General features: G+C 60.5%; 17 protein-coding genes. 8 read left to right on the top strand and 9 right to left on the bottom strand.

Annotated elements, in window-relative coordinates; translation table 11 throughout:
• Positions 1–11: 11 nt before the first annotated feature.
• The 7 genes from KF814_15960 (at position 12) to pyrE (ending at position 5135) form a co-directional block, all read left to right on the top strand.
• Positions 12–482 carry a PDZ domain-containing protein gene (locus tag KF814_15960; GenBank protein ID MBX3237642.1) on the top strand — a complete coding sequence of 157 codons (471 nt, stop codon included), beginning with the start codon at positions 12–14 and terminating at the stop codon, positions 480–482.
• 9 nt (positions 483–491) lie between these two features.
• Positions 492–1043, top strand: a complete 552-nt coding sequence (locus KF814_15955) for a hypothetical protein (protein MBX3237641.1) — start codon at positions 492–494, stop codon at positions 1041–1043.
• A gap of 9 nt (positions 1044–1052) precedes the next feature.
• Complete coding sequence (locus KF814_15950; protein ID MBX3237640.1) at positions 1053–1478, top strand: hypothetical protein; 426 nt, start codon at positions 1053–1055, stop codon at positions 1476–1478.
• Positions 1475–2926 (top strand): deoxyribodipyrimidine photo-lyase, encoded by a 1452-nt coding sequence (locus KF814_15945; GenBank protein ID MBX3237639.1) that lies wholly within the window; start codon positions 1475–1477, stop codon positions 2924–2926. Before KF814_15950 ends, KF814_15945 begins: the two co-directional genes overlap by 4 nt.
• A complete protein-coding gene (locus tag KF814_15940) occupies positions 2919–3902 on the top strand; it encodes a DUF1722 domain-containing protein (GenBank protein MBX3237638.1) in 984 nt (327 codons plus the stop codon). Before KF814_15945 ends, KF814_15940 begins: the two co-directional genes overlap by 8 nt.
• A gap of 25 nt (positions 3903–3927) precedes the next feature.
• Entirely contained in the window at positions 3928–4443 is a 516-nt protein-coding gene (locus KF814_15935; protein MBX3237637.1) for a CbiX/SirB N-terminal domain-containing protein, read from the top strand.
• 125 nt (positions 4444–4568) lie between these two features.
• Positions 4569–5135, top strand: coding sequence for an orotate phosphoribosyltransferase (pyrE, locus tag KF814_15930; protein MBX3237636.1), 567 nt, complete (start codon positions 4569–4571; stop codon positions 5133–5135).
• Here pyrE and KF814_15925 read toward each other — a convergent pair.
• A complete protein-coding gene (locus KF814_15925; GenBank protein ID MBX3237635.1) occupies positions 5101–5451 on the bottom strand; it encodes a hypothetical protein in 351 nt (116 codons plus the stop codon). The genes pyrE and KF814_15925 overlap by 35 nt on opposite strands.
• Before the next feature lie 56 nt (positions 5452–5507).
• Here KF814_15925 and KF814_15920 point away from each other — a divergent pair, with 56 nt between their 5' ends.
• Positions 5508–5936 (top strand): rhodanese-like domain-containing protein, encoded by a 429-nt coding sequence (locus tag KF814_15920; protein MBX3237634.1) that lies wholly within the window; start codon positions 5508–5510, stop codon positions 5934–5936.
• 8 nt (positions 5937–5944) lie between these two features.
• On the opposite strand, the gene KF814_15915 is transcribed toward KF814_15920, so the two are convergent.
• The 8 genes from KF814_15915 to nuoL form a co-directional block, all read right to left on the bottom strand.
• Complete coding sequence (locus KF814_15915) at positions 5945–6856, bottom strand: phosphodiester glycosidase family protein (GenBank protein MBX3237633.1); 912 nt, start codon at positions 6854–6856, stop codon at positions 5945–5947.
• A 148-nt stretch (positions 6857–7004) separates the two neighbouring features.
• On the bottom strand, positions 7005–8609 hold the full coding sequence (locus KF814_15910; GenBank protein ID MBX3237632.1) for a response regulator: 1605 nt from the start codon (positions 8607–8609) through the stop codon (positions 7005–7007).
• Between the two features lie 29 nt (positions 8610–8638).
• Positions 8639–9097, bottom strand: a complete 459-nt coding sequence (locus KF814_15905) for a response regulator (GenBank protein MBX3237631.1) — start codon at positions 9095–9097, stop codon at positions 8639–8641.
• 2 nt (positions 9098–9099) lie between these two features.
• Entirely contained in the window at positions 9100–10590 is a 1491-nt protein-coding gene (locus KF814_15900) for a CHASE3 domain-containing protein (GenBank protein ID MBX3237630.1), read from the bottom strand.
• Positions 10591–10732: 142 nt separating this feature from the next.
• Complete coding sequence (locus tag KF814_15895) at positions 10733–12229, bottom strand: NADH-quinone oxidoreductase subunit N (GenBank protein MBX3237629.1); 1497 nt, start codon at positions 12227–12229, stop codon at positions 10733–10735.
• Positions 12226–13875, bottom strand: a complete 1650-nt coding sequence (locus KF814_15890; GenBank protein MBX3237628.1) for an NADH-quinone oxidoreductase subunit M — start codon at positions 13873–13875, stop codon at positions 12226–12228. The genes KF814_15895 and KF814_15890 overlap by 4 nt, the downstream gene beginning before the upstream one ends.
• Positions 13876–13880: 5 nt before the next feature.
• Positions 13881–15440 (bottom strand): NADH-quinone oxidoreductase subunit M, encoded by a 1560-nt coding sequence (locus KF814_15885; GenBank protein ID MBX3237627.1) that lies wholly within the window; start codon positions 15438–15440, stop codon positions 13881–13883.
• Between the two features lie 28 nt (positions 15441–15468).
• A complete protein-coding gene (gene nuoL / locus KF814_15880) occupies positions 15469–17475 on the bottom strand; it encodes an NADH-quinone oxidoreductase subunit L (GenBank protein ID MBX3237626.1) in 2007 nt (668 codons plus the stop codon).
• Position 17476: the final 1 nt, after the last annotated feature.

The following is a 17476-nucleotide window of genomic DNA, read 5'->3' as shown; positions in this document are numbered from 1 at the left end:
GAGGTCACGTGATGAGCATGAAGAAATCGTTGGCCATGTTCACGGTGCTGGGGGTGTTGAGTACGATGTCGGGCCTTGCGGGCGGTTCCATCGGTACCGCCCAAGCACATGAAAGCGGCCCTGCCGCCCGACCCTCCGCGGACGAACCGCAGATGCCCAAGGGGGTGATCGGCGTGTCGTTGCATGTGGGGGCTGAGCGTATCGGGGATCCCGCGATTCTCTACGTGGCGATGGTCCATCCGCAGGGGCCGGCGCAGCAGGCGGGACTGCAACATGGGGATGAGGTGACGGCGGTGGACGGGACGCCGGTTGCCGGAAAAACTTACGAGCAGGTGATCTTGATGGTGCGGGGAGAGCCGGGAAAACCCGTGACGCTGTCCGTGAAGGGAGACAAGGGTGCTCGCGATCTCACCGTCACGCGCGTGGCGGGAGAGACCTTGAGCAAGGGTCCGATGGATTCCCACGGCGGTCCCGCCCGCTAGGTGACGATGATGGCGACCTTCACCCAAGCCATCTGCGGGGCCATGCTGATTGCCAGCCTTTCCACCGGCTCGGTCCTCGCTGCTGGTCCGGCCGAGCCGGGTGACCAGGCGATCGACCTGACCAAAGTCGGCGTGTTTCTCGCGGCGGCTGATTACCGCCGCGCCGTCGAGGCCTGTCAGCGCGAGATCGAATCCCACCCATCGGTCGAGGCGTACCTGCATCTGACCTATGTCTATCACTCGATCGACGCGTATCTGCAGGTTCTGGCGAAGGCCGAGCGGTGGAACGATGTGGAGCAGCTCTACCTGAACTTGGCGCATCACGAGGTCCAAGACTTGGTCGACCCGCCCGGCGGGTTGGCCAGGATGGCGAAGGAAATGATCCAGACCAGCGTGCGGCAACAGGGGGATCTCAGCGCCGCGATGGCGACGCGACTGAACCGCACCGTGACGGAACAGCGGTGGGCGCAGCAAACCGCTTGGCGGCAGGCTCGTCCCGACGATTGGTGGTCGGCCATACCGGAAGCCTGGCGCCACCCGATCGAGACGCGAATGCGATGAGAGGGCACCATGCAGAGTAGTTCACACGGACGCGACATTCAATTGTTCGGAGCCATGTTTCTGACAGTCGGGCTCATCGACCTGATGATCATCGAGTTCTTCCCGGCCTACGCGTTGAAGCTGTTCGGCGTGGTCGTGGCTGGGCCGGCGGCCTATGCGGTCAAGCTCCACTCCCCGGCAGTCCATTTCCTCATCGGTTATGGATTTCTCTTTTTCCGACCCTGGAGTTGGGGCTTGGCCGTAGCGTACGGCGCGTTCGGGATCATCAGCGAGTTCATGAATCAATCGGCGTTCGGTTTTCATCCCGTCAGGTCCGGCTTTATGGCGACTACCGCACTATTCGTGCTGTATCTCGTGTGGCGCCGCTCGCTCTTTGCCGATCCGGACCAGACGAATCGATCCATTGCGCCGCCCGCCCCCGAGGTGCCGTCATGAAGGGGTTGGTCTGGTTGCGGCGGGATCTGCGCGTGCGGGACCAGGCGGCGTTGTCGGCGGCCTGTGCGGAGTGCTCGGAGGTCGTGCCGCTGTTCGTGTTCGATGAGCCGCTGCTGGAATCCCGCGCGTTCGGGTCTGCCTGCGTGAATTTCATGTTGGGCTGTCTGGACGGGCTTCGACAATCGCTGGCCGAACGGGGCCTCTCACTGATCTGGCGCCGCGGCGAGCAAGTCGAGGAGGTCGTCCGTGTAGCGAGGGATTTCGACGTCGACACGATCTACTGGAACCGCGACTACGAACCAGCGGCGATCGCCCGCGACCAGGCGGTGGAACAGCGGCTGACTCAGGATGGGCGTACGGTGCGGACGTTCAAGGACCACGTTGTGTTCGAGGCCAACGAGGTGCGAGGCCTGTCCGGAGATCCGTTTCAGCGCTACAGCGCCTACCGCGAGCGCTGGTGGTCCACGTGGCGAAGCCAGAGGCCTTCCGTCCTGCCTGCTCCCAAACGCAACGAGAACTTGTCGGGCAGGCCGCCTACTTGGGAGCCGCCGTTGCCTACGGCGGAGGCATTGGGGTACGAGACGCTACGGCCCTGGATTGAACCGGGAGAACGGGCGGCCCTCGCGCGATTGCAGCGGTTTCTGAAAGGTCCGGTCCATCGCTACGTCGAAGGAAGAAACCGACCGGCGGTCGACGGCTCCTCCGCACTGTCGCCACACTTCCGCTTTGGGACGCTCTCGGTCCGCACGGCCGTGCATGCCGCGCTCGATACGTTGACTGCCGGAGGCCGGGTGTCGCGTGCGGATGTGATGACGTGGATCGACGAACTGGTCTGGCGGGAATTCTTCCAGCAAGTCCTGGCGGCGTTTCCGCACGTCGCCGACGGCCCCTTCAAACGGAAGCACGGGTTGCCGGAGCCTCGGCCTGCGGGGTCGGAACGGGACCGGCTCTGGCGGGCCTGGACCGAAGGGCGCACAGGTTATCCAATCGTGGACGCCGGCATGAGGCAACTCAAGCAAACGGGATGGATGCACAACCGGGTCCGCATGATCGTCGCGTCATTCCTCATCAAGGATCTGCGATTGGATTGGCGGGACGGCGAACGGTATTTCATGCAACAACTGCTGGATGCCGACCTGGCCGCTAACAACGGCAACTGGCAGTGGTGCGCGTCCACCGGCACCGACTCGATGCCGGGATATCGGATCTTCAACCCAGCCCTGCAGGGAAAGAAGTTCGATCCGGACGGGGGCTACGTGCGGCACTTTGTTCCTGAACTCAGCCAGGTGCCGGAGAAATGGATTCATGAGCCCCACCTCATGCCTCCCTTGGAGCAGGCGGCCGCTTCCTGCCGGATCGGGGTAGGCTATCCCGATCCGATCGTCGATCATGGACAGGCTAGACAGGAGTATCTCGACCTCGCGAAAGCGACGACATCCCATGCCTGACGCGGCTCTGAACCATCCGGCGACCTCCGTGCTTCCCCTGCGTTTGGGGGTGAGTCATTGTCTCCTGGGTGAGGAGGTCCGCTACGACGGCGGCCACAAGCGCGATCAGTTTTTGGTCGATGTGTTGGGGCGCTATGTGGAATGGGTGCCGGTCTGCCCTGAGGTGGAGGCGGGCCTTGGCACACCGCGCGAAGCCATGCGGCTGGTCCAGCAAGGGCGCGAACAGAGGTTGGTCACGATCCGGGGCAATCGCGACTGCACGGAACCGCTCAAGGAGGTGACCGACCGGCGGTTGCGCGATCTGGAGGCGTTAGACCTGTGCGGCTATGTGTTCAAGAAGGATTCGCCCAGTTGCGGCATCGAGCGCGTACGAATCTTCAATCAGCACGGCATGCCCAGCCGCAATGGCGTCGGGCTCTTTGCCGCCGCCTTCATGAAGCGGTTTCCGTTGGTGCCGGTCGAGGAGGAAGGCCGCCTGTGCGATCCGGTCCTGCGGGAGAATTTTATCGAGCGGGTCTTTTGCTATCACCGGTGGCGGATGCTTGGTTTGAGTGCGCCTACGAGACGGGGCGTAGTGCAGTTCCACACGGCCCACAAGTACCTCCTGCTCGCGCATAGCCGCGAGCATTACCAGGTGTTGGGCCGGTTGGTGGCACAGGTGCATCGCTATCGCCCACCCGATCTGATGGCGCGTTACGGTGGGCTGTTCATGGAAGCGCTGGCCGTCAAGGCGACGCCGCGCAAACACGTGAACGTCCTGCAGCATTTGGTGGGGCATTTGAAAGACCGGTTGTCTCCTCGGGAACGGGTGGAACTCGACGGGGTCATCCTGGACTACCATCGGGGACTGGTGCCGTTGATCGTGCCGGTGGTGCTGATCAAGCACTACGTGGCCTTATATGAGATTGCCTACATTCAGGACCAGGTATATTTGAGCCCGCATCCGAAGGAATTGATGTTGCGGAACCATGTGTGAGAGAGACCCACAGAAGAAAGGACAGATGGCGATGGCAAGTTCGGTCAAAGGCGTGGTGTTGGTGGGGCATGGAGGGATTCCAAAAGATTGCCCACAAGACTTGGTGACAAAGTTGAAGCGTCTCGAGTCGCAGCGTCGGAGGGCCGGGCTGCCCCCCGGCGCCGAGGAATTGGAATTGGATGCAAAGATTCGGCAGTGGCCGCGGACCTCGGAAACCGATCCCTACCAAACCGGCCTCGAGAAGGTGGCAATCGAGCTCCGTCGTTCATTGAACGGCACGCTGTTCGGCATTGCCTACAATGAGTTCTGCGCGCCGACGCTGGAGGATGCGGTGGAGGACTTGATTCGCCAAGGCGCGACACAAGTGACGGTCATTACCACGATGTTTACGCCGGGCGGGTCCCATTCGGAGATCGAAATTCCCGAGATCTTGGATCAGCTCAGGCCGAAACATCCAGGGATCGACCTCCGCTATGCCTGGCCGTTCGATTTGCAGACGGTCGCCCGCACGCTGGCCGATCAGCTCCAGCGGTTTGCCTAAGACCCGATGAACTCTTGATTTCATCCGCGCAGACTTCCGTGTAGAATGGCACGCCGTTCAGGCCCGTTCGGTTGTAGCCTGGGCGGTGTGCCGTTCACCATATCTTCGCTGGAGATCTTGGTCGTATGTTAAAAGACGAGTTAGTCCGCGCTTTCGAGCACACGCAGGCCTTCAAGTGGGATCCCACGGGCGGATTCAAATTGGCGTCAGGCATCATGAGCCCGTTTTACGTCGATTGCCGGACGTTGATGGCCCATCCCTCTGCCCGCCTGTTGGTCGCACGGTTGGCGCATGAGATCACGGGGGATTTGCAGATCGATTGCTTGGGCGGATTGGAGATTGGAGCGATTTCGATCGCGACCAGTATTTCCGATTTCGCCTATTCTGCCGCGCCACGCCGGGAATGGCGGACTTTCTTCGTTCGGAAGCAGCCCAAGGACCATGGATTGGGTCGATTGGTCGAAGGGGTGGTGCAGGCGGGAGATCGGGCCTTGATCGTCGACGACGTGTTGACCAGCGGAGGTTCGGTCCTCAAAGCCATCAGAGCCGCGCGCGAGGCGGGTCTGCGGGTCGATGATGCGTTGGTGATCGTGGATCGGAAGGAACAAGATGGCCGTGCGCGGATCGAGCAGGAAAAGGTCAAGGTGCGAAGTCTGCTCACGATCGACGATCTGATGAAGGGACGGAAGTAGCCGGTTCCTTGCACTGAAACTGGATTCCCCACCGCCGCTCCTCCACGATGTCGTTCGCCCCGCCGATAGGGCTGGCTTGCCGCAACCGGCCTTTGGTCTCTCCTTCCCTCACGATGGTATAGCCGCGCGGGCACTTGCCCTCGATGATCGCCATCGCTTCCTTGCGGAAGGAGGATAGCATCGTCCCTTGCTCGGCTCGGTAGGGATACACGACGACGCCGCCGGCCTGAAAGTCCTGGACCAGGAGGGCTCCCTCCCCGCAGCCTGAAAGACCGATCAGGACGACCAGCGTAGCCACTCTTGACCAGGTTTTCATGCGGCTCCTATCATACAAGGAGGGAGTGGCATTGTGAATTGAGAAGGAGGCAGCCCATGATCTTTCGGATTGCGGCCGCAACGCTGTTGGCCCTTTCGATCTTCGCGATCAACGACGTCGTTCCCACGTCCGCCTACCATTCGTACGCCCTGTCAGTCCAGCAACTGCGGTCGGGGCTGATGAAGGCCTCCTCGACCGGCTCGAAGGGATTCGTGCTCGTCGATGTTCGTTCGCCGGAAGAGCATGCTTCCGGGATGATTCCGGGGACGGACTTGAACATCGATTTTCGGGAAATCAAGGCGCGCCACCGCGAACTCGGCGTCAAATTGGATGACCATATCGTGGTCTATTGCCAGTCCGGCCACCGGAGCAACATCGCGGCTGAAACGTTGGCCGACCTAGGCTACTCGCACGTCTACAATGTCGTGGGCAGCATGAATGCGTGGACGGAAGCGGGCTTCCCTGTTGCGCCTCCGGGGCGGTAGCGGCGGAATCAGCGGGCGGCGCCGGCTTGAAGAGGGCGGCCGGCCGTTCTCGGACTGATGGCGATGACCGCGGGCAGCCCGATATGGACGCGGTTCATCCCGGTGAGCAAGGAACGCCACTCCAGTTGCTGGGGCGATTCCCTGACGGCATGCAGGAGGTCGGAGCTCGCGACGACGTCCGATGAAGCCCCGCCATCCATCGCCATCGCCTGCCGGATGGCGGGAAATCGATTCCTCAGGCACTCGGCGAGCTGGTGCAGCGAGACGGTGTCGACCGTCTTGATCACGACGATTGCGCCCTCCCCGCTTTCTCCCACCACGGTTTGATACGAGCGCTTCCCGCTGTCCTTGACGCGCAGTTTCCCCGTCCGATCGAGGAGCATCAGGGATTGCGCTGCTTCCCGGTACGGCGGGTTGTCTTCCGCAAAGGGATCGAATGCGAGATCCAGCACCCGGGCCTTACGGAGCGTCGAATCGGTCGGTTCGGCAACGAAGAGCCCCTGCCATGAATGGTGCCGCTTCCCTCCGAGCGCATGCCCATCCTTGTACAGCAACCCCAAATAGGAATAGTCCTCCCGAAACAACCCCGCGTTAAATACCACGTAGGCGTCGGTGCGCCGTTGCCACTCCTGGATCGTCGGCGGCGCGGCTAGTCCTTCGTGGTGATAGTGGTGGATTGCAAAACGAAACCGCTCCGGGTCGATGCGAAGCATCAGCAAGGTCGGCACGTCAGGACAGGCCTCGGCGGGGTTCCAGATCGAGACGGACAGGCCAGACGTCAGTCCTTCCCACGCCATCTCCGGCGGGGCGCCGAATGAGGACGCGGGACCTGCCATCATCCATCCCAAGACGAGGGCCGCCAGGAATCTCGGCAACCTGTCGCCGGCATTGATGGAGCGTGAGAGGCGATGGGGTTTCACGATTCGTCCCTGTCTCCTTAGTAGGACGCGACCACCAGGCATCAAGGGATACGGTCACACGAGTATAAGAATCCCCCGTAGCGGGGTCAATGAAAGCGGGCATTATGCCCGGCTCTCGAAGTTAGGATGTCTGCAGTTCCAACGAAAGCTACGCGGCGGGCCTCTTGGTGCCCCCGACCCCGTGAGCCGGTCGATCGAGCAAGTCGCGAACCGTATGGACGAGCACGTCCGGCGTGAAGGGCTTCTGGAGAAAGGCCGTGCGGTGTGCGTCCAGACCGGCGCTGAGGCAGATATCGTCCAAATAGCCGGACATAAACAGCACGCGGAGGTTGGGCTTGATCACATAGAGGTGCTGGGCCAGCTCCCGGCCATTCATCCCCGGCATGACCACGTCCGTCAGCAGTAGGTCGATCGGGCCGCTCTGCTGAGTCGCAACCAAACAGGCCTCGACGCCGTTGGTTGCCTCGATCACCTGGTAACCGGCCTTTGCCAACTCGTCCCTGACGAGGTCGCGCACACTGGGTTCATCTTCGACCAACAGAATCCGTTCGATTCCCCTACGAGCGTGCAACGGTTGGTCGGGGAGCGGCACTTGGAGCGACGCAGGGTTGATCCGCGGCAAGTAGATCTCGAAGGTGGTGCCGTGGCCGACTTGACTCCACACGTCGATGCCTCCTCCGCTCTTGGTGACGATGCCGAACACCGTCGAAAGCCCCAGCCCGCTTCCCTTGTGTTCGCCCTTGGTGGTGAAGAAGGGCTCGAAGATGTGCGAAAGCGTGTTCGAGTCCATGCCGCAACCCGTATCCGTCACGGTCAATTTGACGTACGGCCCCGATGGCAGCGGCTGCAGGTGGTGCATGGGAGTTTTGGTCAATTCGGTCTGCGATGTTTCGATGGCGAGGAGGCCGCCGTTGGGCATGGCATCCCGCGCATTCACCACCAAGTTCATCACAACCTGCTCGAGTTGGCTTTGGTCGGCCTTGACGTGTCCGTTGTTGGCATCGGATCTGATGACCAACTGGATGTCCTCGCCGATCAGGCGGCGGAGCATGTTCTCGAGATTGCCGACGACCGCATTCATCGACAACACTTTTGGCTCCAGCGCCTGCTTGCGGCTGAAGGCCAGGAGCTGGCGAATCAGGCCGACTGCCCGTTCCCCTGCTTTCTGCATCTCTTCGATCTTCGGGCGGATGGGGTCCTCAGGGTTGAGGTCTGCCAGCAGCACTTGGCTGTGCCCCATGATGACCGTCAGAAGGTTGTTGAAATCGTGCGCCAGTCCTCCGGCCAGACGGCCGACGGCTTCCATCTTCTGGGCTTGACGGAACTGCTTTTCGCTGAGACGGAGGGCCTCTTCCGCGCGCTTGCGTTCGAGGCGTTCATCCAGCTCGCGGAGCGTCCGTTGCACGGACGGTACGAGACGGCCCAACCGTTGCTTGAAAATGTAGTCGGTCGCGCCACGCTGCATCATATCGATGGCGAACTCTTCGAGGATCGTGCCGGAGACGAAGAGGAACGGCACATCGGGGCAGAGCTTGCGCGCCAGGGAGAGCGCGGCAGCCCCGTCGAAACCCGGCACCGAATAATCGGCCATGATGAGGTCGATGTCGCCTTGCCGGATGGCCTTGAGAAAGGCGTCCCGTGTCTCGACCCGTTTGGAGAGACAGCGGATGCCCGCTTCATTGAGCGTCGACAGAATCAGCTCGGCATCCTGGGGATTGTCCTCCAGGTGAAGGAGGCGCAGCGGCTGTTGCATCGGGACGGTCGCTCGATGTCCTGGTGAAGCTAGCTGGGTGACGGACCGGTGCCTTCGGGAGGCGGTTCGTTGATCACGCCCCAGAAAATCCCGAGTTCCTTCACCGCTTTCAAGAATTGATGAAATTCGACCGGCTTGACGACGTAGGCGTTGGCGCCAAGGGCGTAGCTCTCCACCAGATCCCGCTCTTCCCGTGACGAGGTCAACATGACCACGGGGATCGGCTTCAGGGTAGCGTCGCTCTTGATCGTCCGCAGCACTTCCAGGCCATTGACCTTCGGCATCTTCAGGTCGAGAAACACGACTGCCGGATTGCCCTGAAGGCGCGTCTTGAACTGGCCTCGGCAGTAGAGGTAATCGAGCACCTCGGCGCCGTCGTGACAGAGGATGACCTTGTCCGCGAGGTGATGTTCCTCCATCGCGGCCAGCGCCAGTTCTGCGTCACGGGGGTTGTCTTCAGCAAGGAGAATCGGTTTGGAGACGGTCATGCTTACGGCCTCTTCGTCGGGAGAGTGAAATAAAAAGTGGCGCCTTCGCCCAGCGCGCCTTCCGCCCAGGTTTTGCCCCCGTGGCGGTGGATGATGCGGCGGACGTTGGCGAGTCCGATCCCGGTGCCTTCGAATTCATCGGCCCGGTGTAGACGCTGGAACACGCCGAACAGTTTGTCGGCATACTGCATGTCGAACCCAACACCGTTGTCCCGGACAAACAGCACGACTTCGGTGGGGTCCGTCTGACGGCTGCCGACCTCGATCCTGGGCTCGGCCGTGGTGCCTGTAAATTTGACGGCATTGGCCAATAGGTTGGCGAATACCTGACGGAGCATGGCTGCATCCCCCTGCACTTCGGGGAGCGGCGCGATTGTCCATGAGATGTGCCGATCTTGCAAGTCGGGGCGAAGATCATGGAGGACGGACTTTACCAGCTGATCCAGATTCACCGGGGCGTGCAACATCTCCTGGCGGCCCATTCGTGAAAAGACCAAGAGATCGTCGATGAGTTGGCCCATCCTCGTCGCAGACTCCGAGATCGTCTGCAGGTACCGTTTCGCCTTCGCGTCGAGCGTGGTGGCCGCGGCCTTTGCCAGTAAGGAGGCATAGCCGTCGATGTGGCGGAGGGGGGCGCGCAGGTCGTGTGAGACGGAATAACTGAAGGCCTCTAGCTCCTTGTTCGCCGCCTGCAATTGTTCGCCGCGATGGTGCAGCTCCTCGGCCACCCGGCGGCGCTCGGTAATATCGTGTCGGATGAGATAGTACACAGCGGCCAACAGGACGAAGAGCAGCATGGCCCCGAGAATCAGCAGGACGATGCTCGAGCGGGTAGACGTGGCGGATTCGATCACCCGGCGCTGCAATCCTTTCGCCTCCTCCTGCTCCATCTGTGCTTGCAGGCGGTGGGCGCTGTCCAACTCTTCCTTCGCGGCCCCGGCCAGCGCAATGGCTCGGACAGCTTCGAATCCGGTTTCGCGCCGCAGCTCGATGGCAGCCTGTTCGGCTCGAAGCTGCTTCTGCATGAATTGCTCGAGCTGCTCGAGCCTGACCCGCTGACCGCTCTCCGGGTCAGTCAAGTCTCGCAAGTATCGAAGGTATTCCGGGCCTCTTTCCCTCAGCGTCTCATACGGCTTCAGATAGCTCGCATCCCCGGTGACAAGGAAGCGGCGGTGGCCGTCCTCGGCTTCGTCCATGGCCTCACCGGTCGAAGCCAGGAGCCGAACGAGTTCGTGGCTCCGGGTATCGAGCTGCCCGTTTCGGATCAGGATGGTCATATTGCGATAGGAGATCGCAGAGATCACGAGGATCCCGGCGAAGACTAAGCCGAACCCGGCCAACACCCGACGTTCGATCGACCAGCCGTGGAACTCATTGAGCAGCCGCAGCAGGGGACTCAGTTTGGACAAGGGCTCGCCTTCAGCCCAGGGGGTGGCAGGAACCGGGGGCTGCGGCGCGGTACTGGTCGCTCGTTGGGCATCCGTGTCGGGCATGCTCGTGCTCGTGAACGGAAAACGACGTGCAGACACACTGGAGTGACTGTAACCCGCTCCAGCAATCACTGCAACCCGTATTCTAGCAGAAGGCCTTGATTAGCGAAGGAATTTGAGACAAATCACCGGAGCGTATCCGGTGTCAGCCACCGAAGGGCGGAGCGGCTGGCGGAATGGAAGCCGCGGGGCCGACCAGATTCGAGAACATGAGGGTCGCGGAGACGACCCAATCGATGAAGGGCTGCGGGTAAATGCCGATGACCAGTGTGCCCGCCAGGCCAATATATACGACCGCTCGCATGGGGCCGCTCGTTTTGATGGGCGTGGCGTCGATCGGCTCGTTGATGTACATCTTCTTCACGACCACGAGGTAGTAGTACATCGAGATGACGATGTTGAGGAGACCGACCGTAATCAGCGTATACAGGCCTTCCTTGATGGCGGCCACGAAAATGTAGATCTTGCCGATGAATCCCGCCAACGGAGGCACGCCGGCCAGCGATAGGAGGAAAATCAGCATGGCAAAGGCGAGGAACGGAGACCGCCGATTCAACCCTCGGTAATCTTCAATTTCATCACTCCCCACCGCGCTGCTCACGGCGATGATCACCGCGAAGGCTCCCAGGTTCGCAAACATGTAAGTCAGCAGGTAGAAGAGGATCGAATCGCTGCCCATTTTCGTGCCGGCTGCGAGACCGATCAACACGTTGCCGACCTGCGCGATACCGGAATAGGCCAGCAATCGCTTGATGTTGCGCTGCGCGATCGCAACGATGTTGCCGTAGGTCATGGACAGGATCGAGGCCGCAACCAGCAGCAGAGCCCAGGCCGGCTTGAAGGTCGACAGGGCGACCAGGAACATGCGCAACAGGATCGCGAATGCCGCAACCTTCGGCGCGATGGACAGGAATGCCGTCACCGGGGTTGGGGCGCCGTGATACGTGTCCGGAATCCAGGAATGGAAGGGGACCGCGCCGATCTTGAAACCGAGCGCCGCAAAGATCAGCAGGAACCCGATCACCAGGCCCGATGTGGCCTGGGCGCTGGTCATGTCGGAGAAGACGAGCTTCCCGGTCTCGCCATAGACCAGGCTGATGCCGTAGGCAAGCAACCCTGCGGCAAAGACGCCGAGAATGAAGAACTTAAGGCCGGCTTCGTTGGATGCGACGTCCTCACGGAGATAGGCCACGAGCACGTAGAAGCCGAAGGTGGAAAACTCCAGCGTGACGAACAGAGACAGGAGATCGTTCGCGGAGGCCATGAACATCATGCCCAAGGCCGACATCACGACCAGGAAATAATATTCACCGCGGAAGAACGAGAAGCGATGGACGTAGTCGATGGAGATCAAGATCACCAGGATCGTGGCGCCGAGGATCAGCATCTTGAAGAACAGCGCCATGCGGTCGACGACGAACATCTTGGCGAAGAGGGTCCCGCTGATGCCGCTGACGTCGAACCAGGCCAGACAGCCCAACGTGATCGCAAGGCCCAAGATGCTGAGGTAGGCCAGCTGTTCCTGGACTATTCGTTTGAACGAAAAGTCGACGATGACGACGAAGCACAGCCAAGCCGTCAGGAAGAGCTCCGGCAGCAGGAGCAAGAGGTCGCTGGGTGACATCGTGAGTGAAAAGTTCATCGGGCGGTCACCTTCGCGATCGGTTCATTCGAGGGGCGTCCGGTCTGCGCAAGGGGAGGCGCAGCCACGGTCGGTTGCTCCGCAACCGGCACGACCTTCGTCACCCGCGCAATCAAGGGATCGACCCCGGATCGAACGACCGTGTAGAGATGCCCCGGGAAAATGCCGAATCCGATGCTCACCGTGATCATGATCAACAGCGGGAGACGGTCGACGACGGCCACCGCATCGTGCGAATGGCTGTACTTCTCGGCCATGGCGCCATAGAACAGGCCCCGCATCATCTTGAACAGATAGCCCAGGGTGAGCACGATGCCGAGGACCGCCACCACGACCTGGAACGGATACTTGTTCCAGCTGCCGACGATGATCATCACTTCGGCGATGAAGTTGACGGTGCCGGGCATGCCGATCGAGGCCATACAGCCGATTACGAAACAGGCTGAGATGAACGGCATGCGGTTGGACAGGCCTCCGAGAGACGGAATGTCGCGAGTATGCGTTTGGTCATAGACCCACCCGGCCATGGCGAAGAGCATCCCCGTTGCCATCGCGTGGGCGAACATATAAATGACTGCTCCGCTCAGGCTGATGTAGTCAAGAGCCGCCATGCCGAGAAACACATAGCCCATGTGGCTGGAGCTGGAATAGCCGATGACATACTTGGTGTCCTTCGCGTAATACGCCACCAAGCCGCCGTAGACAATACTGAAAATACAAAGGACGGCCGCCATCGGCATGAGCTCGCGGGTTGTCTCCGGGAGGATTTCGTATGCCACGCGGATGATCGAGAAGTGGCCGAGCTTCATGAGGACGCCGGCGTGCAGCATGCTCGTGGCGGCCGGCGCGGCTGCATGCCCGACGGGCGACCAGGAGTGCAAGGGCCACAAGGGCGCGATCGAGGCAAACCCAAAGAAGATCAGTACCCAGATGAGCGTTGCCAGCGGCCCGGTGAAGTGCGCCTTTTCTCGGAGCACCAGGATATCGAAAGTATTCAGGCCCGAGAACTTATAGATGAGGAGGATGCCCATGAAGGCGGCGACGGCGAACGCCGAGAGAAAGAGCACCAGCTTCATGGCTGCATACTCTTTGCTGTTGGCGCCAAAATTGAAAATGAAACCGACCGAGTCCCGCTGTTTGAGTCCATCCGGATCGGTCATCTCAAGGTACTTCTTGGTGTGGCTGCCCCACATGCCGAGGAGCAAGTACATCGGAATGACCGACATCTCATAGAAGAAATACAGGAAGAACAGGTCCAAGGACATGAATACGCCGATTGTGGCGGCCGCCAGAATCAGAATCCAGATGTAGAATTCCTTGGCCCGGTCCTTGATGTGCCAGGACACGAAGACTCCGGCAAAGAGAAGGATGCACGACGCCAGAACCAGAGGGGTTCCGATACCATCGACCCCGAGATACAGTGAGATGCCGAGCTGCCGTGACCATTCAATGCGCTGAAGGAACTGGAATCCGCCCTTGATCGGATCGTAGGCGTAGAACAGGTAGATCGAGGCGACCAGCGCCACGAAAGCGGATCCGGCTGCAATGCCGCGCACCAGCGTCGCTTGGCGGTTGGAGACGAAGATCAGCGCCAGCGCTCCGACGAATGGCGCAAACAGAATGATCAGCAGTACATAATCAGCCATAGGTGCTATTTACCCGGGATTCGAACAATGGTTTCAGCCGTGGCGACCTTGGCGCGGTCCAGACGGTCGACGACCGCCTGGATGGACCCGTTCATCATGCGTAAAAAAGGCGACGGATACAGGCCGATCCAGAGAATCATGACCGATAAGGACAGAGCGATCGTAATTTCGCGCATGTGCAGATCCTTCACGGCGCCGGAGATCTGCTTCGTCAGGGGACCGAGCATGGCCCGTTCGTAGTACCAGAGGAAGTAGGCCGCTCCGAAGATCACGCCTGTGACGGCGATGGCTGCGTACCACCACTTCGCCTTGAACGCTCCGAGGAGAATCAAAAACTCACCCACGAAGCCGTTCGTGCCGGGCAGTCCGATCGAGGCAAGGCCAATGATCAGGAAAAAGATGGCGAGCAGCGGGAGCTGTTTGGCCAGACCACCAAAGGCCGACATGTGGGTAGTTTGTTGCCTGGTGCTGAGGAAGCCGGCGATGAAAAAGAGACCGGCCGTGCTGAAGCCTAGGTTGATCATGGTCAACAGGCTGCCCTGCAAGCCCTGGTAGTTCAGCGCGAAGAGGCCGACGATTACGAACCCAAGGTGGCTGATGCTGCTGAACGCGAGGAGCCGCTTAAAGTCCGGCTGAATCAACGCGACGATTGCGCCATAGACGATCGCGATCAGTCCCAGCACCATGACGATGGACACGACTCCTTCACTCTTGGAAGCTTCCGGGACCAGGGGGAACGTGAAGCGGAGGAATCCATAGGTTCCGAGCTTCATCCCGGCCAGCATGACTGCCATGCCGATGGGGCCTTCGACGAGGGCGTCCGGGAGCCAGGTGTGGAACGGGAACACCGGTGCTTTGAACGCGAAGCCCATGAACATGAGCCAGAAAATCAGGATCTGTTGGCCGAGCGGAATCGGCACCGAGAGCAATTCCAACAAATCGAAGGAATAGACATGTTCCAGGTGGTGCGCCACCGCCCACTGATGATAGTTGATGTCGAGGAGGGCGATACCGACCAGCATGAACACGCTGCCCAGGAGCGTGTAGAGGACATATTTAAGGGCCGCGTAATGGCGCTCGGCTCCGCCGCCCCACAGCTTGATCATGAAGTAGCTGGGAATCAGCATGAGTTCCCAGAAGACGAAGAAGAGAATCAGGTCGATGGAGCAGAAAATGCCGATCGTGGTGGTCTCGAGCGCAAGCAGGGCCATGAAGTAGAGTCGAACCTGGCTGCGGACCGTGTCCCACGAATAGATCACGATGAGGACGGTCAGGAACGCCGTCAGTCCGACGAACAACACGCTGATGCCGTCTACCGCCAGGTGATAGCTGATGCCCAGGGCCGGCAGCCAACGCGCATGTTCGGAAAACTGCATCGCCGGTGAATCGGGCACGAAGCGGAGCAACACCAAGATAGTCAGCGCCAACTCGACGAGGGAAATTCCCAAGGCCGTCGTCTTGACGAGATCCTCATCCTCGATCAACCACAGGATCGCCGCCCCTACCAACGGCAGGAATATCAGGTAGGAGAGGATGGGGAACCCGAAACTGAATTCTTCCAACATGATCTACGCGAAGCCCCGTCCTTCCGTCTCAGCGGGTGGGATAGCCCGTGGAACTCGTGCTGGTCCACAACAATAAAATGATGTGGACCAAGATAAACAACCCGCCGATGATGATCGCGGCGTAATGGTGCACCATCCCGCTCTGCAGGCGCCGCCAGGAGAGGGCCAGCAAATGATTGGCGTACCCTATGATGTTCAGAAATCCGTAGACGACGTATTTCTCGGTCCAAGTTGAGGCGGCGGAACTGGTTTCGGCCATCTGCCCCACCCCCCGGACGATCCCATCGATGATCGTACGATCGAACCAGTCCCACAACATGCCAAGGCGCTTCGTCGGCTCCACGAACAGGCTGTCATAGAGTTCGTCGACATAGTACTTGTTCAACAGCGTCGTGTAGGCGCCGGGCATCTTGGCGGCAAGGGCGTCGGCTGCGGTCGTATGACCGCTGTAGAAGTAGTGGGCCAATCCCCAGCCCATCAACGCGATGATCGTGGCTGTACCCATCAGGGCCAACAACAAGCCGGATCCGGTTTCGTGCTCACCCGCCCCTGCAACTCCCGCGACCGGTTGGAGGAAGTGGTGGAACCATCCGTTCTCGGGCGGGACACCGGGGAAGCCGCCGACGACGGACAGGGTACCAAGCACTACCAGGGGGCCGATCATCACCATCGGGGACTCGTGCACATGCGAAGCCGTATGGTGGTCGAGTCGCGAATTACCGTAGAAGGTCAGGTACGTCAGCCGGAACATATAGAAGGAGGTCAAGAAGGCCCCAATCGCCGCCATGCCGTAGAGCACATAGTGGTGATGGACGAAGGCATGTCCCATAATCTCGTCCTTGCTCCAGAACCCGGCCAGCGGCGGAATACCGGCGATGGCCACGGTGCCGATGAGGAACAAGGCATGGGTCCAAGGAATCTTCGACTTCAGGGCCCCCATCTTGCGGATGTCTTGCTCGCCCGAGAGGGCATGGATCACCGAGCCGGCGGAAAGGAACAAGAGCGCCTTGAAGAACGCGTGGGTCATCAGATGGAAGACAGCCGCAGTATAGGCCCCGATGCCGCAGCCGAGGAACATGTAGCCCAACTGGCTGACGGTTGAGTAGGCCAGTACCCGCTTGATGTCTGTTTGAACGAGGCCGATGGTGGCGGCAAAGAGGGCGGTCGTGCCGCCGACGCAGGCCACGATCGTCATGGCGACCGGGGACAAATCGTAAATCGGGTGGTTGCGGACGATCATGTAGACGCCCGCCGTCACCATTGTCGCCGCGTGGATCAGCGCGCTGACGGGAGTGGGGCCTTCCATCGCGTCCGGAAGCCAGGTGTACAGGGGAAGCTGGGCTGACTTGCCGACTGCGCCGACCAGCAGGCAGAGCGCGATGGCGGTGGCCATTTCCGGCGACAGCTGCCCGACCTTGGCCATGACCTGGGTGTAGTCCAGGGTGCGGAAGTTCACGAAGACCAAGAAGATAGCCAGGAGGAAGCCGGCGTCGCCGATGCGGTTGACGACAAAGGCTTTGGTCGCGGCCTTCGCGGCCGAGACCTTATCATAGTAGTAGCCGATCAACAGATAGGAACAGAGACCGACGCCTTCCCACCCGATGAAGAGCACGACATAGTTGTTGCCCATCACCAGGAGGAGCATGGAGACCATGAAGAGGTTCAGGTACACGAAGAACCTGGTGAACCCCTCCTCTCCGTGCATGTACCCGACGGAGTAGACATGGATAAGGAATCCCACTCCGGTGACGACCAGCAACATGATGCAGGTCAGGGGGTCGACCAAGAAGGCAAGGTTGATCGTGAGATCGCCGCCGAAGATCCACTTGTAGGCGACAACTTCATGGACCGCGCCGGTCTTGAGAACGTCGGTGAAGACGGCCAGCACCGAAAGGAACGACATCAGCACCGACCCCCAGGCGAAACGGTGCGCGAGGTCGTGGGAGTAGCGATGTCCGAACAGGCCGTTGATGGTGGCGGCCAGCAGCGGAAACACCGGAATCAGCTTGATGATGAGATCGATGGAATCAGTCACG

The sequence above is a fragment of the Nitrospiraceae bacterium genome (assembly GCA_019637075.1).
GTDB lineage: Bacteria > Nitrospirota > Nitrospiria > Nitrospirales > Nitrospiraceae > JAHBWI01.
Note: the sequence above shows the minus strand (reverse complement) of the source record. Positions and strands in the feature narration are given on the sequence as shown.